This window comes from Fodinicurvata fenggangensis DSM 21160 (assembly GCF_000686045.1).
Lineage (GTDB): Bacteria > Pseudomonadota > Alphaproteobacteria > Kiloniellales > DSM-21159 > Fodinicurvata > Fodinicurvata fenggangensis.
Genome location: NZ_JMLV01000011.1, coordinates 58,384 through 73,630, shown reverse-complemented (window position 1 = coordinate 73,630; position 15,247 = coordinate 58,384). Strand labels below are relative to the sequence as shown.

The 15,247-nt window shown below is 62.3% G+C and carries 16 protein-coding genes; 7 read left to right on the top strand and 9 right to left on the bottom strand.

The features are described from left to right. The gene (locus BP38_RS0114330) at positions 1 to 381 is read right to left on the bottom strand and encodes a helix-turn-helix domain-containing protein (protein ID WP_026988300.1); all 381 of its coding nucleotides are present in this window, start codon (positions 379 to 381) and stop codon (positions 1 to 3) included. A gap of 219 nt (positions 382 to 600) precedes the next feature. Between BP38_RS0114330 and recQ the strand changes: the two genes are divergently transcribed. Then, complete coding sequence (gene recQ / locus BP38_RS0114325; RefSeq protein WP_026988299.1) at positions 601 to 2,412, top strand: DNA helicase RecQ; 1,812 nt, start codon at positions 601 to 603, stop codon at positions 2,410 to 2,412. 197 nt (positions 2,413 to 2,609) lie between these two features. Here the strand turns inward: recQ and BP38_RS20805 are convergent, their stop codons facing one another. Continuing rightward, the gene (locus BP38_RS20805; RefSeq protein ID WP_051609392.1) at positions 2,610 to 3,257 is read right to left on the bottom strand and encodes a cysteine hydrolase family protein; all 648 of its coding nucleotides are present in this window, start codon (positions 3,255 to 3,257) and stop codon (positions 2,610 to 2,612) included. 241 nt (positions 3,258 to 3,498) lie between these two features. Here BP38_RS20805 and BP38_RS23380 point away from each other — a divergent pair, with 241 nt between their 5' ends. Further along, positions 3,499 to 3,681, top strand: coding sequence for a RecQ family ATP-dependent DNA helicase (locus tag BP38_RS23380; RefSeq protein WP_026988298.1), 183 nt, complete (start codon positions 3,499 to 3,501; stop codon positions 3,679 to 3,681). Positions 3,682 to 3,683: 2 nt separating this feature from the next. Here BP38_RS23380 and BP38_RS0114300 read toward each other — a convergent pair whose 3' ends face one another. From BP38_RS0114300 to BP38_RS20795, 7 genes are all read right to left on the bottom strand, one after another. After that, positions 3,684 to 5,006 carry an amidase gene (locus BP38_RS0114300; RefSeq protein ID WP_026988297.1) on the bottom strand — a complete coding sequence of 441 codons (1,323 nt, stop codon included), beginning with the start codon at positions 5,004 to 5,006 and terminating at the stop codon, positions 3,684 to 3,686. A 66-nt stretch (positions 5,007 to 5,072) separates the two neighbouring features. Further along, the gene (locus BP38_RS0114295; protein ID WP_035725399.1) at positions 5,073 to 6,257 is read right to left on the bottom strand and encodes a substrate-binding protein; all 1,185 of its coding nucleotides are present in this window, start codon (positions 6,255 to 6,257) and stop codon (positions 5,073 to 5,075) included. 56 nt (positions 6,258 to 6,313) lie between these two features. After that, positions 6,314 to 7,030 (bottom strand): ABC transporter ATP-binding protein, encoded by a 717-nt coding sequence (locus BP38_RS0114290; RefSeq protein WP_035725397.1) that lies wholly within the window; start codon positions 7,028 to 7,030, stop codon positions 6,314 to 6,316. Then, positions 7,017 to 7,736: an ATP-binding cassette domain-containing protein gene (locus BP38_RS0114285; RefSeq protein ID WP_026988294.1), complete on the bottom strand. Its 720-nt coding sequence runs from the start codon at positions 7,734 to 7,736 to the stop codon at positions 7,017 to 7,019. Before BP38_RS0114285 ends, BP38_RS0114290 begins: the two co-directional genes overlap by 14 nt. Continuing rightward, positions 7,729 to 8,760 (bottom strand): branched-chain amino acid ABC transporter permease, encoded by a 1,032-nt coding sequence (locus BP38_RS20800; protein ID WP_051609390.1) that lies wholly within the window; start codon positions 8,758 to 8,760, stop codon positions 7,729 to 7,731. Before BP38_RS20800 ends, BP38_RS0114285 begins: the two co-directional genes overlap by 8 nt. Before the next feature lie 6 nt (positions 8,761 to 8,766). Further along, complete coding sequence (locus tag BP38_RS0114275) at positions 8,767 to 9,636, bottom strand: branched-chain amino acid ABC transporter permease (protein WP_035725395.1); 870 nt, start codon at positions 9,634 to 9,636, stop codon at positions 8,767 to 8,769. 41 nt (positions 9,637 to 9,677) lie between these two features. Continuing rightward, positions 9,678 to 10,436, bottom strand: a complete 759-nt coding sequence (locus BP38_RS20795) for a FadR/GntR family transcriptional regulator (protein WP_211250336.1) — start codon at positions 10,434 to 10,436, stop codon at positions 9,678 to 9,680. A 429-nt stretch (positions 10,437 to 10,865) separates the two neighbouring features. Here BP38_RS20795 and BP38_RS0114265 point away from each other — a divergent pair, with 429 nt between their 5' ends. From BP38_RS0114265 to BP38_RS0114245, 5 genes are all read left to right on the top strand, one after another. Continuing rightward, positions 10,866 to 11,651, top strand: coding sequence for a 5-oxoprolinase subunit PxpA (locus BP38_RS0114265; RefSeq protein WP_026988292.1), 786 nt, complete (start codon positions 10,866 to 10,868; stop codon positions 11,649 to 11,651). A gap of 108 nt (positions 11,652 to 11,759) precedes the next feature. Continuing rightward, a complete protein-coding gene (locus BP38_RS0114260; RefSeq protein ID WP_026988291.1) occupies positions 11,760 to 11,996 on the top strand; it encodes an acetyl-CoA carboxylase in 237 nt (78 codons plus the stop codon). A gap of 5 nt (positions 11,997 to 12,001) precedes the next feature. Then, positions 12,002 to 13,375 carry an acetyl-CoA carboxylase biotin carboxylase subunit gene (locus BP38_RS0114255; RefSeq protein ID WP_026988290.1) on the top strand — a complete coding sequence of 458 codons (1,374 nt, stop codon included), beginning with the start codon at positions 12,002 to 12,004 and terminating at the stop codon, positions 13,373 to 13,375. 2 nt (positions 13,376 to 13,377) lie between these two features. Further along, complete coding sequence (locus BP38_RS0114250) at positions 13,378 to 14,253, top strand: 5-oxoprolinase subunit B family protein (RefSeq protein ID WP_026988289.1); 876 nt, start codon at positions 13,378 to 13,380, stop codon at positions 14,251 to 14,253. Next, positions 14,243 to 15,220: a 5-oxoprolinase subunit C family protein gene (locus BP38_RS0114245; protein WP_026988288.1), complete on the top strand. Its 978-nt coding sequence runs from the start codon at positions 14,243 to 14,245 to the stop codon at positions 15,218 to 15,220. The genes BP38_RS0114250 and BP38_RS0114245 overlap by 11 nt, the downstream gene beginning before the upstream one ends. The last annotated feature ends 27 nt before the right edge of the window (positions 15,221 to 15,247 follow it).

The following is a 15,247-nucleotide window of genomic DNA, read 5'->3' as shown; positions in this document are numbered from 1 at the left end:
TCAATCAACCTCTGGCCCAGGTGGATTCTCTTCATCCTCATCGAGGCGGTAGGCCGGCCGTGGCTGGGAGGCAGGACTCTCCTGCATGCCCTGGTTTCTCAAATGCTGCGCGCGCGTCGCGGCGGGCCGGGGTGGCTGGTTGCTGCGGATGATGCTGTCTATGGCCGGCAAGGCCTTGCGCGGCACCAGCTTGACCTCGAGCTCAAGGGCGCGTGCAAGCTCGATCAGGCTCGAGAGCCGGATATCCGCGTTGCCGCTCTCGATCTTGGAGATGTGGCTTTGCGGCACACCGGTGCGGGCGCTGAGGTCACGCTGGCTGATCCCCTTGGCCGCACGGCCCGTCTTCAGGGCATTGATGATATCTTCATTCGTACTGGTCATGAGCTATTATAACATATCGATTGATTTGTGGGATATATAATAGCATATAATTTAGAAAGTGTTATATATAATAGAATATCAAAATAGTCGCCCGATATATTAGAGCATATCAACACCTGCCCTCTAGCAAGAAGCTCCGAGCGAAAACGGCCCTGTAGACAGGTGTTGAAACTGTTATGTAGTTCTCCTCACCCATCCCGACTCGCGTGTTTCCGGTTCATGCCCCAATCCCCGCTCGAGATTCTCAAGACCGTCTATGGCTATGATGCCTTCCGGGGCCGCCAGGCGGAGGTGATCGATCATGTGATCGCCGGCAACGACGCCTTCGTGCTGATGCCCACGGGCGGGGGCAAGTCGCTGTGCTATCAGATTCCCGCGCTCTGCCGCGAGGGGCTGGGGCTGGTGGTTTCGCCGCTGATCGCGCTGATGGAGGACCAGGTGGCCGCGCTGCGCGCCGCCGGGGTGCGGGCGGCGGCGCTGAATTCCAGTCTGGAGGGCGTAGCGCGCGGGCAGCTGTGGGACGATGTTCGTGCCGGGACGCTGGACCTGCTCTATGTGGCGCCGGAGACGCTGCTGCGTTCCGAGGTATTGGAGCGGCTGCGCGACGCGACGCGGCTGTCGCTGATCGCCATCGACGAGGCGCACTGCCTGTCCCAGTGGGGGCACGACTTCCGGCCGGAGTACCAACGCCTGACCTGCCTGGCCGAGGCCTTTCCCGGCGTGCCGCGCATGGCGCTGACGGCCACGGCGGACGCGCCGACGCGGGCCGAGATCGTCGAGCGCCTGGCCATCGCCCCCGAGAACAGCTTCATTGCCGGCTTCGACCGACCCAACATCCGCTATGCCATCTCCGAGAAGGACACCCCGCGCCGGCAGCTGCTGCGCCTGCTGGCCGGGCATCCGGGCGAGAGCGGCATCGTCTATTGCCTGTCCAAGCGCAAGACCGAGGACACGGCCGAGTGGCTGAACGACCAGGGGGTCCGCGCGCTGGCCTATCACGCCGGGCTGGACGCCGGGACGCGTGCCGCGCGCCAGCGCCGCTTCCAGCACGAGGACGGCATCGTCATGGTGGCGACCATCGCCTTCGGCATGGGCATCGACAAGCCGGACGTGCGCTTCGTCGCGCACCTGGACCTGCCGGGCAGCATCGAGGCCTATTACCAGGAGACGGGGCGGGCGGGGCGCGACGGCCTGCCCGCCGAGGCGCTGATGCTCTATGGCCCGGACGACATCGCCCTGCGGCGGCGCTTCGTGGAGGACTCCAATGCGCCCGAGGCGCGCAAGCGCCTGGAGCACCGCAAGCTGGACGCCCTGCTGGGCCTGACCGAGACGGCCGACTGCCGGCGGCAGGTGCTGCTGCGCTATTTCGGCGAGGATCCGGAACCCTGCGGCAACTGCGACACCTGCGAGCAGCCGCCGGAGCTGTTCGACGGCACCGAGGCGGCGCAGAAGGCGCTGTCCTGCATCTATCGCACCGGCCAGCGCTTCGGCCAGGCGCACATCATCGCGGTGCTGCGCGGCGAGAGCGATGAGCGCATCGAACGCCTGGGGCACGACCGCCTGTCCACCTGGGCGATCGGACAGGAACACGACGGGCGAAGCTGGCGCGCGATCCTGCGCCAGATGATCGCGCTGGATCTCATTACAGTGGACGTGGCCGGGCACGGCGGCCTGTCGATCTCCGAGCGGGGAGCCGCCTTCCTGCGCAACAAGGAGAGCCTGAAGCTGCGCAAGCCCCGGCGCGGCGCGGGCCGCAAGGCGCCCAGGGCCCAGGCGGCGGTGGAGCTGCCGCCCGAGGTGCAGCCGCTGTTCGAGGCGCTGCGCGAAAAGCGGCTGGAACTGGCCCGCGACCAGGGCGTGCCCTCCTATGTCATCTTCCACGACCGCACCCTGGCCGAGATGGCCAATGCTAGGCCGACTTCGAAGGAAGCGCTGGCCCGCATCTCTGGTGTGGGCACCGGCAAGCTGGAACGCTACGGCGACGCCTTCCTGACGGTGATCACGGATCACCTGGCGGCGACGCAAGCCTGACGTCAGCCTTTCAGCGGCCCCCTGGCCTTCTCCAGGTCAACGGCGAGGCCGACCACCGCCTTGTCCTGATCGAGCGGACCGGAAATCTGCAGGCTTGATCTCAATCCCTGCTCGTGCATCGCATTCCTAGGAACAGCGTCCAAGACGCACTGAGGCGTCTTCATTGCGCAGACTGTCTGGCCCAGCCAGGTTCCTTGCTACAGCCATTTGAGAACGGTGCCCGTGTCAGTGGTCCACCCGAACTTCATGGCGAAGTTCTTGAGTGTCGAGGCTTGAAGGTCCGGGGCGAATGAGGAAACTGCGTCCGAGACAATCGTCGTCCGATACCCAAAGTGGAATGCTTCACGCGCGCTTTCCTCGACGCAGATCTGGGTGACAGTGCCCGTGGCCAAGATTGACTTGACGTCAAGCGCGCGCAGACGCTTATCAAGGTCCGTACCGTGAAAGGCGCCATAGCCGTATTTGTCGATAACGACGTCGCCAGCGCCGGGGGCCAGTTCATCGACCACTTGCGCACATTGCAGTGGATGCGGCGCGTCCGGATAACTGCGGATATGGTCTTTCCAGCAGCACTTTGTCTCCGGACGGCATTGCGGCGACCAAAGCCACAGTAGGTCAGGCGTCTCCCTAGCCAAGAAACGGGTGAAAACGATCGGATGTCCGCGCTCGCGAAACTTGCCGATCAGACGCTTGATAGGGTCCACGGTCGCGCGGGCGTCGGGGACTTCCAATGGCGCACCTTCACGCACAAAATCGTTCTGCATGTCGATGACCAGCAGCGCTGGATTGATTAGCCGTTGGCTATGGGGAACCTCATTGGCAACAAGTGTCTCCGCAGAGTCCAATACAGCCTCCTGATCCGGTCATCGGCGTGCCCGGCAAGTGATTCCGCCCGAGGATGAGGACGTTAGAATGTGGGCCGAGCGGCAATGTGTCAATTATATCCAACTGGTTGGTTGAAGCAGCTGGAGGGCCTGCTGATGGCGCACCCGGGCGAGAGCGGCATCGTCTATTGCCTGTCCAAGCGCAAGACTGAGGACACGGTCGAGTGGCTGAACGACCAGGGGATCCGTGCGCTGGCCTATCATGCCGGGCAGCATCGAGGCCTATTACCAGGAGACGGGGCGGGCGGGGCGCAACGGCCTGCCGGCTGAGGCGCTGATGCTCTATGGCCCCGACGATATCGCCCTGCGGCGGCGTTCCTGCGCGGCTTTCCTGGCGGTGATCACGGACCACATGGCCGGGACGGGCGCTGAAGCGAAGGCGTAAAGTCAACCTTGCAGCGGGCCCCTGGCTTCTTCCAGGGCGACGGCGAGATCGACCACCGCCTTGTCCCGATCGAGTGGACCGGCAATCTGCAGGCTTGCTCCCAGTCCCTGTTCATTGAGGTAAACCGGCAGGGAGAGGGCCGGATGGCCGGTCTGGTCGAAGAGACAAGTGTAGCTGATGTGGGCCTGCAGGACAGGCACGGGCCCTTTTGCCGTTTCGGCCATCTCGTCGGTCTTTTTGGGCGGAAGGATGGGCAGCGTCGGCGTCATCAGGAAATCGACTTCTTCGAAAGCCTTCGCGACCTGCTCCCTTGCGCCCTGTCGCGCACGTTCCGCCTGGACATAGCGATAGGCGGGTTCCCGCTTTGCGATCTCCAGCGCCTGGCGGACGCCTTCGGGGTAGTTGTCCCACTGGTCGGGAAACTTTTCGAAATGATAGGCACCCGCTTCGGCCGTCAGGTTGATCATGTGGAAGGCCAGGACGCTTTCCGGGCTGGGAAGGGAGACCTTCCGGATTTCATGGCCCAGGCTTTCCGCCAGCTTCAGCGCGCTTTCGAAGGCCTGTCGCACCTCGGGCACGGCGTCGGCGTAGTAGTCGGGATCGTAGCCCAGCGTGAAGGGACCGCTCTTTGCGCTGCCCGTGTTGTCGAACTGCGGATCCAGGACGGCCTGGACCGGGGCGATGTCGGCGGCCGAGTTCACCAAAGGCCCGGCATGATCCAGCGACCAGGCCAGGGGCCGAACGCCGTCCAGCGGCACCCGGCCGTAAGTGGGCTTGAAGCCGACGACCGAGCAGCAGGCCGCCGGAATGCGAATGCTGCCGCCGGTGTCCGTGCCGATGGCGGCCAGTCCAAAGCCGGCGGCCATGGCGGCGCCGGACCCGCCGCTCGAACCTCCCACGACGTGATCGGGGGCGACGGGATGAGTCGTCTGCGGCGTGCGCACCAGAAAGGCGCCGCTGTCGGTTTCGCTCATGCCCAGGATGACCGCATCCTCGGCGCGCAGGCGCCTGACCAGTTCCGCATCCTGTTCGGCGATGTAATCCTTCAGGAAGTCCAGCCCGGCCTTGCAGTGGGCGCCTTCAACGTCGACCAGATCCTTGATGATGACCGGCAGGCCGGCCAGGCGCCCGGTCTTCTGACCCGCGCTCTTGCGGCGATCGATATCATCGGCCTGGGCCAGGGCCGCTTCCGCGAGCACTTCGCTCAGGGCATGCAGGGACGGATTCCGCTCGGAAATCCTTTCCAGGCAGCGGGCAACCACCTTCTTGGAGGTCGTCTTGCCCGTGTCGAAATCATCCAGATAAGAATGCGCCGTTTCGTTCATAGCCATCACCGCTGAGAAAACAAAAAAAAGAGGGGCATGACGGTCATCATGCCCCTCTTCGTGAGATCAGGTCAGATCGCATCCGGGAATTTCGGGGTCGATCTGTCCGAAATTCTCGATGATGTCGAAGTTCCCGTTGTCACCGACACGCGCCATGATGCTGTTGCAGCGCATGTGGTTGTTCTTGGCGGAGATGTTGACGTGGCCCTGGGGTGCGTCGAAGTCGACCTCGGGCAGCGCCTTGAGGACCTTTTCCGTTTCCGTGGAGTCTGCCTTGGCCACGGCCTTTGCATAAAGCCAAGTGGCGGCATAAGTGGCTTCGCCGATGCCGTTCACCGGGACGTCGTCTCCGAACTTTTCGCGATAGCGCTTCAGGAAGTCGTTGTTCGCAGGCGTGTCCAGGCTCATGAAATAACTCTGGTTGGCAATCACGCCCTTGGCCAGTTCGGGATAGCGCTTGGCATAGACATCGTCGAAGCCCTGGCCAACCAACTGCGGCTCCATCTCGAAGCTGTTGTACTGATTCAGCATGGTGCCGCCATCGGCCCCGGCCAGCATGCTCCATACCATGTCCGGCTGGGCCTCGTTGATGCGCTCGAAGACCGGCCCCAGATCCTGGATGCCGAAGGGGAAGAATTCCGTATCCAGAACTTCACCACCGGCACGTTCGAAGGCCTCGCGGATATACTTGGAGCTGGTGCGCGGCCAGACGTAGTCCGAGCCGACGATGTAGCAGCGCTTGCCCACATTCTCGACCAGCCAGGGAACCATCGGGTCGATCTGTTGGTTGGGCACCTGACCTGTTGCGGCGAAATAGGGGTCGCAGACCTCGCCTTCGTAATAGGTTGTGTAGATCAGGAGTTTCTTGGCCGGGCTGGTGACCGTGCGCGCGGCTTCATGCTCCAGGCTGGCGATCATGCCGATGATGACGTCCACATCGTCCCTGAAGATCAGCTGGCGCGCCTTGTCGATGGTTGCCTGGGTCTGGGTCTGATCGTCCTCGACCGTGAAGACAACTTCGCGCCCGCCGGCCCCACCGGCCTTGTTGATGTCCTCGACGGCCAGTTCGAAACAGTTCTGCTGGATCTCGCCGAGGATCGTCTCCAGCCCGCTGAGGGCCGTCAGGAAACCGATGTTGACGGTATCAGATGCCTTGAGGATGGCGGGAAACCCAAACGATGAGGTGGCCAAGGCTCCCGTTGCGGCCATGCCTTTCAAAGTTGATCTTCTCGTAATCTTACTGCTGGTCATAATTCTTTTCTCCCTTTTTCTCAGCCGTCCTTGTTCACTACGAAATTTACAATGGTTTACAGTGCCAGTATTTCGTCTATGACGTCGTCGTTCTTGAATTCAGATACATCTCCTTTCCTGACAATTTCACCCTTGTCCATGACCATGCAACGATTTGCCAGGTCAATCCCGAACTCGAAATTCTGCTCCACGAGCAGAACGCTGACCTTGTGCTCCTTGACGATGGTCCTGATGATCTCCTGAAGGTCCTGCACGATGCTGGGTTGAATGCCCTCTGTGGGCTCGTCCAGCAGCAGGATGTTCGGACGTCCACAGAGCGCCCTGGCGATGGCCAGCATCTGCTGCTGTCCCCCAGACAAGGTTCCTCCAGCCTGGTGGATCCGTTCCTTCAGTATAGGGAAATACTCGAAGACCTGCTCGGGAATCTCCGCGTTCTTTTCCGGAGACGCGCGCAGTCCTGCAACCAGGTTCTGCCTGACCGTATGCTTGGGGAAGATGCCCCGTCCTTGCGGGACGTAGGCAATTCCCTTGCGCGCCCGCTTGAAGGTCGGCCAGTTGGTGCAGTCCTCCTGGTTCAGGCTGATCGATCCCGATTGCGCCTTCAGCAGCCCGCAGATCGTTTTCAGCAGGGTGGTTTTGCCCACGCCATTGCGGCCGAAGAGGAAGAGGGTTTCCTGGGCCGCGAGGTCCAGGCTGACGCCATTGATGACCGGAATATTCTGATATCCGGATCGGACGTTCTTGAGCTCCAGGACAGGTTTACTGTTTTCCAAGGTAGACCTCCCGAACGACCTGGTCCTGTTCTATCTCGCCGAACTCGCCTTCCCTCAACAGCTTTCCGTGGTGCAGCACGATGGTATGGCAGTTCAGCCTGCGCACGAAACTCATGTCATGTTCGATCACGATCGTGGTGATTCCCTCTTGAACTTCTTTCAGGAGCTCGGCCGTTTTCCGGGTTTCATCCCGCGTCATGCCAGCGGTCGGCTCGTCCAGGAGAAGCAATTCCGGTTCCGGCATCAAGGCGATGCCGATCTCGAGCCACTGCTTCTGGCCGTGGGCCAGGTTGGAGGCCTTGATGAAGCGCTGCCCCGTCAGCTGGATGGTATCCAGGACTTCGTTCACCCGCCTTTCCGCAGCGGATCCGTGCACCTTGCTGGCAAGGTCCAGGTTGTCCTCGACCGTCAACTCGTCGAAGACGCTGGGGACCTGGAACTTCCGGCTTATGCCCAGCCGGGCGATCTTGTGAAGTGGCAGGCGGGTGATGTCGGTTCCCTGGAAGAGGATGGTTCCTTCGGTGGGTTTCAGGGAGCCGCAGAGCATGTTGAACAGGGTGCTCTTCCCGGCGCCGTTGGCTCCGATAATGCACTGCATCTGGCCGGCATAGGCCTTCAGGCTGACGTCGTCCACGGCGGTCAGGCCACCGAAGCGCTTGCTGACGGACTCGACCGACAGGAGGGGGACGGTGTTGCTGTCAGGCACTTTCGGTGCCTCCCTTCTTTTGGTTCTTCGACATCTTTCCTGAAAGATCCTGCACCAGGCCCACCAGTCCGTTGGGGAATAGGAAGACCATGGCGATGAAGAAAAGGCCAATGAACAGGGGCCAGAGACTGGTGTTGATGCTGCTCAGTTCGCGTTCGATCTGCATCACGAAGACGGCGCCGAGCACGGGGCCGATCAAGGTGCCGCGCCCGCCGACGGCAACCCAAACGATGACCTTCGTCGAAAGCAGAAGGCCGATCAGGTCGGGGGCCACATAGCCGGCAAAGGAGGCGTAGAGCCCACCAGCCAGGGCCGCGATCATGGCCGAAATCGTGAAGGTGCCCACCAGGTGCAGCGGGGTGTTGTAGCCAAGCGTGCGGGCCCTGAGTTCGTTCACCTCCAGGGCTTTGAGCAGTCGGCCGTAGCGGCTGGTTGCGACCTTCCAAATCACGAGCAGTAGGATGAGCAGTAGCGCCAGAGCCACATAGAGACCCGTCTGTGGTGCAAAAATGACGAACTCGAAATCTCCGAGGGTAAGACTGAGAGGCTGAACGCCGGTTATTCCGGAATCTCCGCCCGTGACATCGACCCAGGCCACGGCGATGTGGCTGGCAATGACAGTCAATGCGAGCGTCATGATGGTGAAATAGGGGCCGCGCACACCCGCGAAAAGCAGGAAATAGCCAAACAACAGAGCGACAAGGCCAGAGGCGAGAATACCGGCCAGTAACGCGAGCAACGTGATGTTGGCAATGTCGAAGTTCGTGCTGAGGATCGCGACAGCGTAGGCTCCGATGCCGAAGAAAGTCGCGTGGCCGAAGCTCAACAGGCCGGTTCGGCCCCAGAGATAATCCAGGGACAGCGCGAAAATGCCGAAGACGAGGGCATCCCGCAGGATCATCATCCAGTAATAATCGGCATAAAGTGAAATGACGAAGACAACTATACCCAGGACGATGGCTGTTGCAGGGGTGGACAGCTCGCGGATGGGGTTACGGCCTTGTCTGGCGGACAGGATTTTCATGTCTGCTTACCACTTGATATTCGCATGGGGGACGATGCCCTGCGGACGGAATCGCAGAACGATGATGCCGAGTGCCAGGACGAGGGCCTGTGCCAGTGTTACGGGCATCTGGTACGTGAAGACCGTTTCGAGGCCACCGACAAAGGCGCTGCCCGCACCAATGCCCCAGAAACTGCCGGCGCCGCCGACAATCACCACGAAGAAGGATTTGGCCAGGTAATTGACGCCCATCTGGGCGATGACCACGGCCAGCGGCCCGACAAGGACACCCGCCAGGGCGGCCAGGGCCGCGCCAAGCATGAAGGCCTTGGAGAAGACACGCTTCGTGTCGATGCCCAAGGCTTCGGCCATGTCGCGGTCCTGTATGACCGTTCTGATGTCCAGGCCGAAGTTGCTGCGCGAGAACATGAGCAGGACGAGGCCCAGGACTGCAGCAGAGAAGAGGACGATAAAGACGCGATAGGCCGGGTAGGAGGCTCCCAGGATGTCCATGGTGCCGCTGATCGGTGCGCTGACGCTCTGTGGCCCGGCGCCGAAAATGATTTGCAGGATCTGCGCTATGATCAGGCTGAGCCCCCAGGTGGCCAGGATGGTGGCCAGCCATCGCGTGTAGAGGTGCTGGACAATCAGACGCTCCACCAGCAGGCCGGCCAGGGCGCCGATGATCGGGGCGACCATTAGGGCCAGCCAGTAGCTGCCGCCCAGCTCCTGCAGCACAGAAAGTGTGAAGGCGCCGATCGTGACGAATTCGCCATGCGCCAGATTGATGACGCGCATCATGCCGAAGATGATGCCCAGACCCATAGCGACCAGCATTAGCACACTGATCAGGGTCAGGGCATTCATCACCGACGGTACCAAGCTTGTTATTGTCATATTCTGATCATTCCCATCTCAGCTCGTGCACCGCAGTTCCGTTAAGTGTTTGATGGAAGCATGGAGGCACCCTCCTCGCGCATTCTGGGCGGACCCAGCCATGTTCCCTCTATCTGAGCATCCAGCTCGGTCATGTAGCTTTCCGCATCGATCATGTGTTCGTGCATCAGGGCCCTGACGGCTTCGGCGTCCTCTTTCCTCAGGGCGTCCGTCACTGAAGCGTGGTAGCGGCAGTTTTGCGCCAGGAAGTCACCGTGCCGGGTGAAGTTCTCGGCACTGAGGACGACAAGGTCCCTGAGCACGTCGTTGAGAAAGCGCCCGATGAAGCTCATCAGCGGGTTTGGGCAGGCCCGGGCTATGATGTCATGAAAATCGAGTTCGGCCGTACGCTGTGCCTTGCGTTGCAAGTGGCGATCCCGGTCGCTGCACTGGCAGGTTTTGATCGAAGCCTGAAGTTGCTCGAAATCCCGCTCACTCAGATGGCCGACGGCTGAGGCCGCGACCTCGGGCTCGACGAATTTCCGGACGGCATAGACCTGGGCGAAGGTGACGGTCCGTGAGTGGAAGTAGTTGCGCAGCAGATGCATGGCGCGCCCATAGGGCACTTCACTGAGGACGGCGCCGCCATCGGCGCCCGGCATGTTGATGATGAGCCCCTGTACTTCGAGCGACTTCAGGGCCTCGCGCACCGTGCCCCGGCCGGCCGAGAAGATACGGATCAGTTCCTTCTCGTGCGGCAGCTTGTCGCCGGGCCTCTTACCCTCTTCCACGATCCATCGCTTGATCTGCTCAACGATCACGTCGGAACGCTTCTTTGGGCGGAGTGAAGGCGCCTGGTATGTCCGATCGAGTCCTGCCACGTAACCGTCATTCGTTTCCCTGAACACGCTTAATTATAATCATAATTATCATAGTTAGGGAATACCCAGATTCGTCTGTCGCTGCTGGCTACGGAGCCTTCGTTCGCCCTGTGACAGCGAAAAGCTGAAGCGGCCTCATCTGAAAAGCAGAAAATGCAGATGGTGATTTCTACGCGTAATGCGGGTTTATTGAATGAAATCAGACCTGTGAAATCATTCGAACGCTGTCTTGATTATCAATAAATCAGAATTCGCTGCCGTGAATTTTACAATTTGATTTCCCTTCACCTCGGGCGGACCCTGAATGCAGGGATGTCAGAGCGCTTCGCTCAAGAAGGCGCCGACAGGCTTGTAGCTGGAGGCAAGACGGTGAGCAGAAAAACTGTGGATCTGAACTGCGACCTGGGTGAAAACTTCGGGTATTGGCGGATCAGCGAGGCGACCGACGAGGAGCTGATGGACCTGATCAGCTCCGCCAACGTGGCGACCGGCTTCCATGCCGGTGACCCCAACCTGATGGACAAGGTGGTCAAGGGCGCGTTGGAGCGGGGCGTCGCCATTGGCGCGCACCCAGGCTACCGCGACCTGCAGGGCTTCGGCCGGCGCGTGATCCAGGCCAATCCCGACGAACTGGTCAACGACATCGTCTATCAGGTGGGCGCGCTGCGTGAATTCGCCCGCCGGCACGGCACCAAGCTGCAGCACGTGAAACCGCATGGCGCCCTCTACATGGAGGCGGCGCGGAATGCCGAGTTGTCGAAACTGCTGGTCGAGGCCCTGGCCAGGTGCAGCCCCGAGACTGCGGTCTTCTGCATGGATGTTTCGGAAACCTATGGCATCGCCAAAGCCGCGGGGCTGAAGACCGTGCGCGAGTTCTACGCCGACCGCGACTACGACAACAGCGGCAGCATCGTCTTCACCCGCCGCATGCGCGCCCTCAAGCCCGAGGAAGTGGCCGAGAAGTGTGTGCGCGCCTGCCAGGAAGGCAAGGTGCGCACGGTGGAGGGCACGGACATCGACATCACCTTCGAATCCATCTGTTTCCATTCCGATACGCCCGGTGCGCTGCAGATCGGAACGGCGGTGCGCAAGGGTCTGGTGGACAACGGCATCCATATCCTGCCCGCCGAGGACATCCTGGCGGAAGCGGCCTGAAAGCGGTCGCAATCCGCGCGCAGGGTCGCTTGAGAGAGTTTCCGACAAAGCAACAAAAACCACGCTGAGAGAAGACAAACAGCCAAGCGAGATCAAGGAGACACAGTCATGGCGGACATCCGCTCTCCCATCCCCGGCACATTCTATCGCCGTCCCTCGCCCGAAGATGCGCCCTACAAGTCCGAGGGCGATGCGGTCGCCGTGGGCGACGTGGTCGGCCTGGTGGAGGTCATGAAATCCTTCATCGAGGTCAAGTCCGAAGTGGTCGGCAAGGTGAAGGCCTTCAAGGTCGAGAACGAAGAGCCCGTCTCGGCAGGCGCCGTCCTGGTCGAGCTGGAGGACTGAGGGGCATGTCGATCCGACGCCTGTTCGTGGCCAACCGGGGCGAGATCGCGGTGCGCGTGGTGCGTGCCGCGCAGGCCCTGGGTATCACGGCGGTGCAGGCGCATTCCGACGCCGACGGGGACATGCTGGCTGTGCGCCTGGCCGACGAAGCCATCTGCATCGGCCCGGCCCAGGCGGCCAAGTCCTACCTGAACGTCGAGGCCCTGATCACCGCAGCGAAGGAGGCCGAGTGCGATGCCGTGCATCCGGGCTATGGCTTCCTGTCGGAGAATGCCGATTTTGCCGAAGCCGTGGAGCAGGCGGGGATGATCTTCGTCGGGCCCTCGGCCGAGACCATCCGGCGCATGGGCAACAAGGCGGCCGCGCGCGCCGCGGCCCAGGAGGCCGGGGTGCCGGTGGTGCCGGGCTCTAAGGGCGTGATCGAGACCGCGGAAGCCGCCGTGGCGGCAGCCAGGGAGATCGGCTATCCCGTGATGATCAAGGCCTCCGCAGGCGGGGGCGGACGCGGCATTCGCATCGCCGACAGCGAAGAGGAACTGCGCAAGCTGGCCCCGCAGGCGCGTGCCGAGGCACAGGCTGCCTTCGGCGACGGCGCATTGTACCTGGAACGCGCCCTGAAGACCCCGCGGCACATCGAGGTGCAGATCCTGGGCGATGGCCAGCGGGCCGTGCACTGCTATGAACGGGAATGCTCGCTGCAGCGCCGCCGCCAGAAGGTCTGGGAGGAGGCGCCCGCCGCCTGCCTGACGTCCGAGGTGCGCGAGGAGCTTTGCCGCTCGGCCGTGGCCCTGGCCGAGTCCGTGGCCTATCGCGGCGCGGGCACGCTGGAATACCTCTATGACGAGGGTACGGGCGAATTCTTTTTTATCGAGATGAACACGCGCATCCAGGTGGAGCATCCGGTGACCGAGATGGTGACCGGCATCGACCTGGTGGCCGAGATGATCAAGGTGGCCGGGGGCGAGCCCCTGTCCATGGCTCAGGAGGACATCCAGCTGGATGGCCACGCCATCGAGGTGCGGGTGAACGCCGAGGATCCGTCCAACAACTTCATGCCCTTCCCGGGCGTGATCGGCAAGCTGAAGATCCCCGAGATTGCGGGCCTGCGCTTCGACACCCTGCTGTACGAGGGCTATGTCATCCCGCCCTTCTACGACTCGCTGCTGGGCAAGCTGATCGTCCACGGCATGGACCGCAAGGATGCCCTGGCCGCGCTGACCAAGGCGCTGCAGCAGATCAGCATCGGCGACGTGAAAACCACCCTGCCGCTGCACAAGGCCCTGGCCGCCGACCCGGCGGTGCAGGCCGGGCAGTTCCACACCCAGTTCCTCGAGCCCTGGCTCGAAAACCGCACCCTGACCGCCGACCTGGAGGTTTGAGCATGAAGACACGTTATTCCTTCGGAGGCGACGAGCACATCTTCGTCGAGATGGACGAGGAGATGTCGCTGGACGCCTTCTTCAAGAGCCTGTCGATGACCTCTGCCGTGCGCGAGGCCGAGATCGACGGGGTCACCGAGGTCTGTCCGGCCAACGCCAGCTTCCAGGTGAAGTTCGATCCCGACCGCATCAAGCCCGACGACATGCTGGCCGAGCTGAAGGCCCTGGAGCACACCGCCGAGAGCGCGGAGAAGCGGCTCAACACCCGCATCGTCGAATTCCCCGTCTATTACCGGGATCCCTGGACGCACGAGACCCTGATGCGCTTTCGCGACCGGCACCAGGACCCGAGCGGCAGCGACCTTGACTATGCTGCGCGGATCAACGGCTTCAACACGATCGACGAGTTCATCACGGCACACCACTCGGCGCCCTGGTTCGTCTCCATGGTCGGCTTCGTCTCGGGCCTGCCCTTCCTCTACCAGCTGGTGGAGCGCAAGAAGCAGCTGGAGGTGCCCAAGTACGTCCGGCCGCGGACCGACACGCCCAAGCAGACGGTGGGCTATGGCGGCTGTTTCTCCTGCATCTATTCGGTGCGCGGGGCCGGCGGCTACCAGATGTTCGGCATCACGCCGGTCACCATCTTCGACCCCAAGCAGGTGACCTCGTACCTCCGCGACTTCCTGGTCTTCTTCAAGCCAGGCGACCTGGTGAAGTTCACGCCGATCAGCCGTGAGGAATACGACGCCACGCTGGCCGAGGTGCAGGCCAATCGCTACACGCCGCGGATCGCCGAGGTCGAGTTCGACCTGGAGGCCTTCAACGCGGACATGGACGGTTTCAACAAGAAACTGATGGGGGCCCTCAATGACGTTTAAGGTTCTCAACACCGGACTCCTGACGACGATCCAGGATCTCGGCCGCCCCGGCTATTTCCATCTGGGCATTCCCATATCGGGTGCCATGGACCGCCTGTCCCTGCGTGCAGCCAACCTGCTGGTCGGCAACGACGAGGGCGCGGCCGCGCTGGAGACGGTTTTCATGGGGCCGCAGCTGGAATTCGAGAAGGACGCCATGGTCGCGGTGACCGGCGCCGAGTTGCCGCCGCGTGTGGATGGCGAGGAGAAGCCGACCTGGACCGCCTTCAAGGTGAAGGCCGGGCAGGTGCTGTCCTTCGATTATCTGCGCGAGGGTGCGCGCGCCTACATCGCGATCTCGGGCGGCATCACCACCGACGTTTACCTGGGCAGCCGTTCGACCTATGCCATCGGCGCCCTCGGTGGCTATGAAGGCCGCGCGCTGGCGGTCGGTGACATGGTGCCCTTCGGCGATAACGGAAAGGTCAAGGAGGGCCGCAGCCTGGAGGCATCCCTGCGCCGCATGCCGGGCAATCCAGCCGAGCTGCGCGTGCTGCCGGGCCTCTACTGGCGCCTGATCACCGAGGAGGCCGGACGAAATTTCTTCGACGACGAATGGAAGGTGGCGCCCGAAGCCGACCGCATGGGGGTGCGCTTCCGCGGTGGCCGGCCCATGACCTTCCAGGAGCGCGAGCAGCCCTTCGGGGCAGGTTCGGACCCCTCGAACATCGTCGATGGCTGCTATTCCTATGGCTCCATCCAGGTGCCGGGTGGCACCGAGCCCATCGTTCTGCACCGTGATGCGGTCTCGGGCGGCGGCTACTTCACCCTGGGGGCCGTGATCTCGGCCGACATGGACCTGATCGGCCAGTTGCAACCGCACACGCCGACCCGCTTCGTGAAGGTGGACATGGAGCAGGCGCTGGCCGCCCGGAAGGAGCGCAAGGCCCAGCTGGCGCGGATCGAGGAAGCGCTCAAACACCAATAACAAACAGAAAACCACAAAACGACTTCA

Excerpts from the sequence above, each read along its gene's own strand:
- recQ (WP_026988299.1), top strand. The coding sequence starts at position 601 with ATGCCCCAATCCCCGCTCGAGATTCTCAAGACCGTCTATGGCTATGAT.
- BP38_RS0114275 (WP_035725395.1), bottom strand. The coding sequence starts at position 9,636 with ATGACAATAACAAGCTTGGTACCGTCGGTGATGAATGCCCTGACCCTG.
- BP38_RS20800 (WP_051609390.1), bottom strand. The coding sequence starts at position 8,760 with ATGAAAATCCTGTCCGCCAGACAAGGCCGTAACCCCATCCGCGAGCTG.
- BP38_RS23380 (WP_026988298.1), top strand. The coding sequence starts at position 3,499 with ATGCCGGGCAGCATCGAGGCCTATTACCAGGAGACGGGGCGGGCGGGG.
- BP38_RS0114250 (WP_026988289.1), top strand. The coding sequence starts at position 13,378 with ATGAAGACACGTTATTCCTTCGGAGGCGACGAGCACATCTTCGTCGAG.
- BP38_RS0114245 (WP_026988288.1), top strand. The coding sequence starts at position 14,243 with ATGACGTTTAAGGTTCTCAACACCGGACTCCTGACGACGATCCAGGAT.
- BP38_RS0114260 (WP_026988291.1), top strand. The coding sequence starts at position 11,760 with ATGGCGGACATCCGCTCTCCCATCCCCGGCACATTCTATCGCCGTCCC.
- BP38_RS0114255 (WP_026988290.1), top strand. The coding sequence starts at position 12,002 with ATGTCGATCCGACGCCTGTTCGTGGCCAACCGGGGCGAGATCGCGGTG.
- BP38_RS0114295 (WP_035725399.1), bottom strand. The coding sequence starts at position 6,257 with ATGACCAGCAGTAAGATTACGAGAAGATCAACTTTGAAAGGCATGGCC.
- BP38_RS0114300 (WP_026988297.1), bottom strand. The coding sequence starts at position 5,006 with ATGAACGAAACGGCGCATTCTTATCTGGATGATTTCGACACGGGCAAG.
- BP38_RS0114330 (WP_026988300.1), bottom strand. The coding sequence starts at position 381 with ATGACCAGTACGAATGAAGATATCATCAATGCCCTGAAGACGGGCCGT.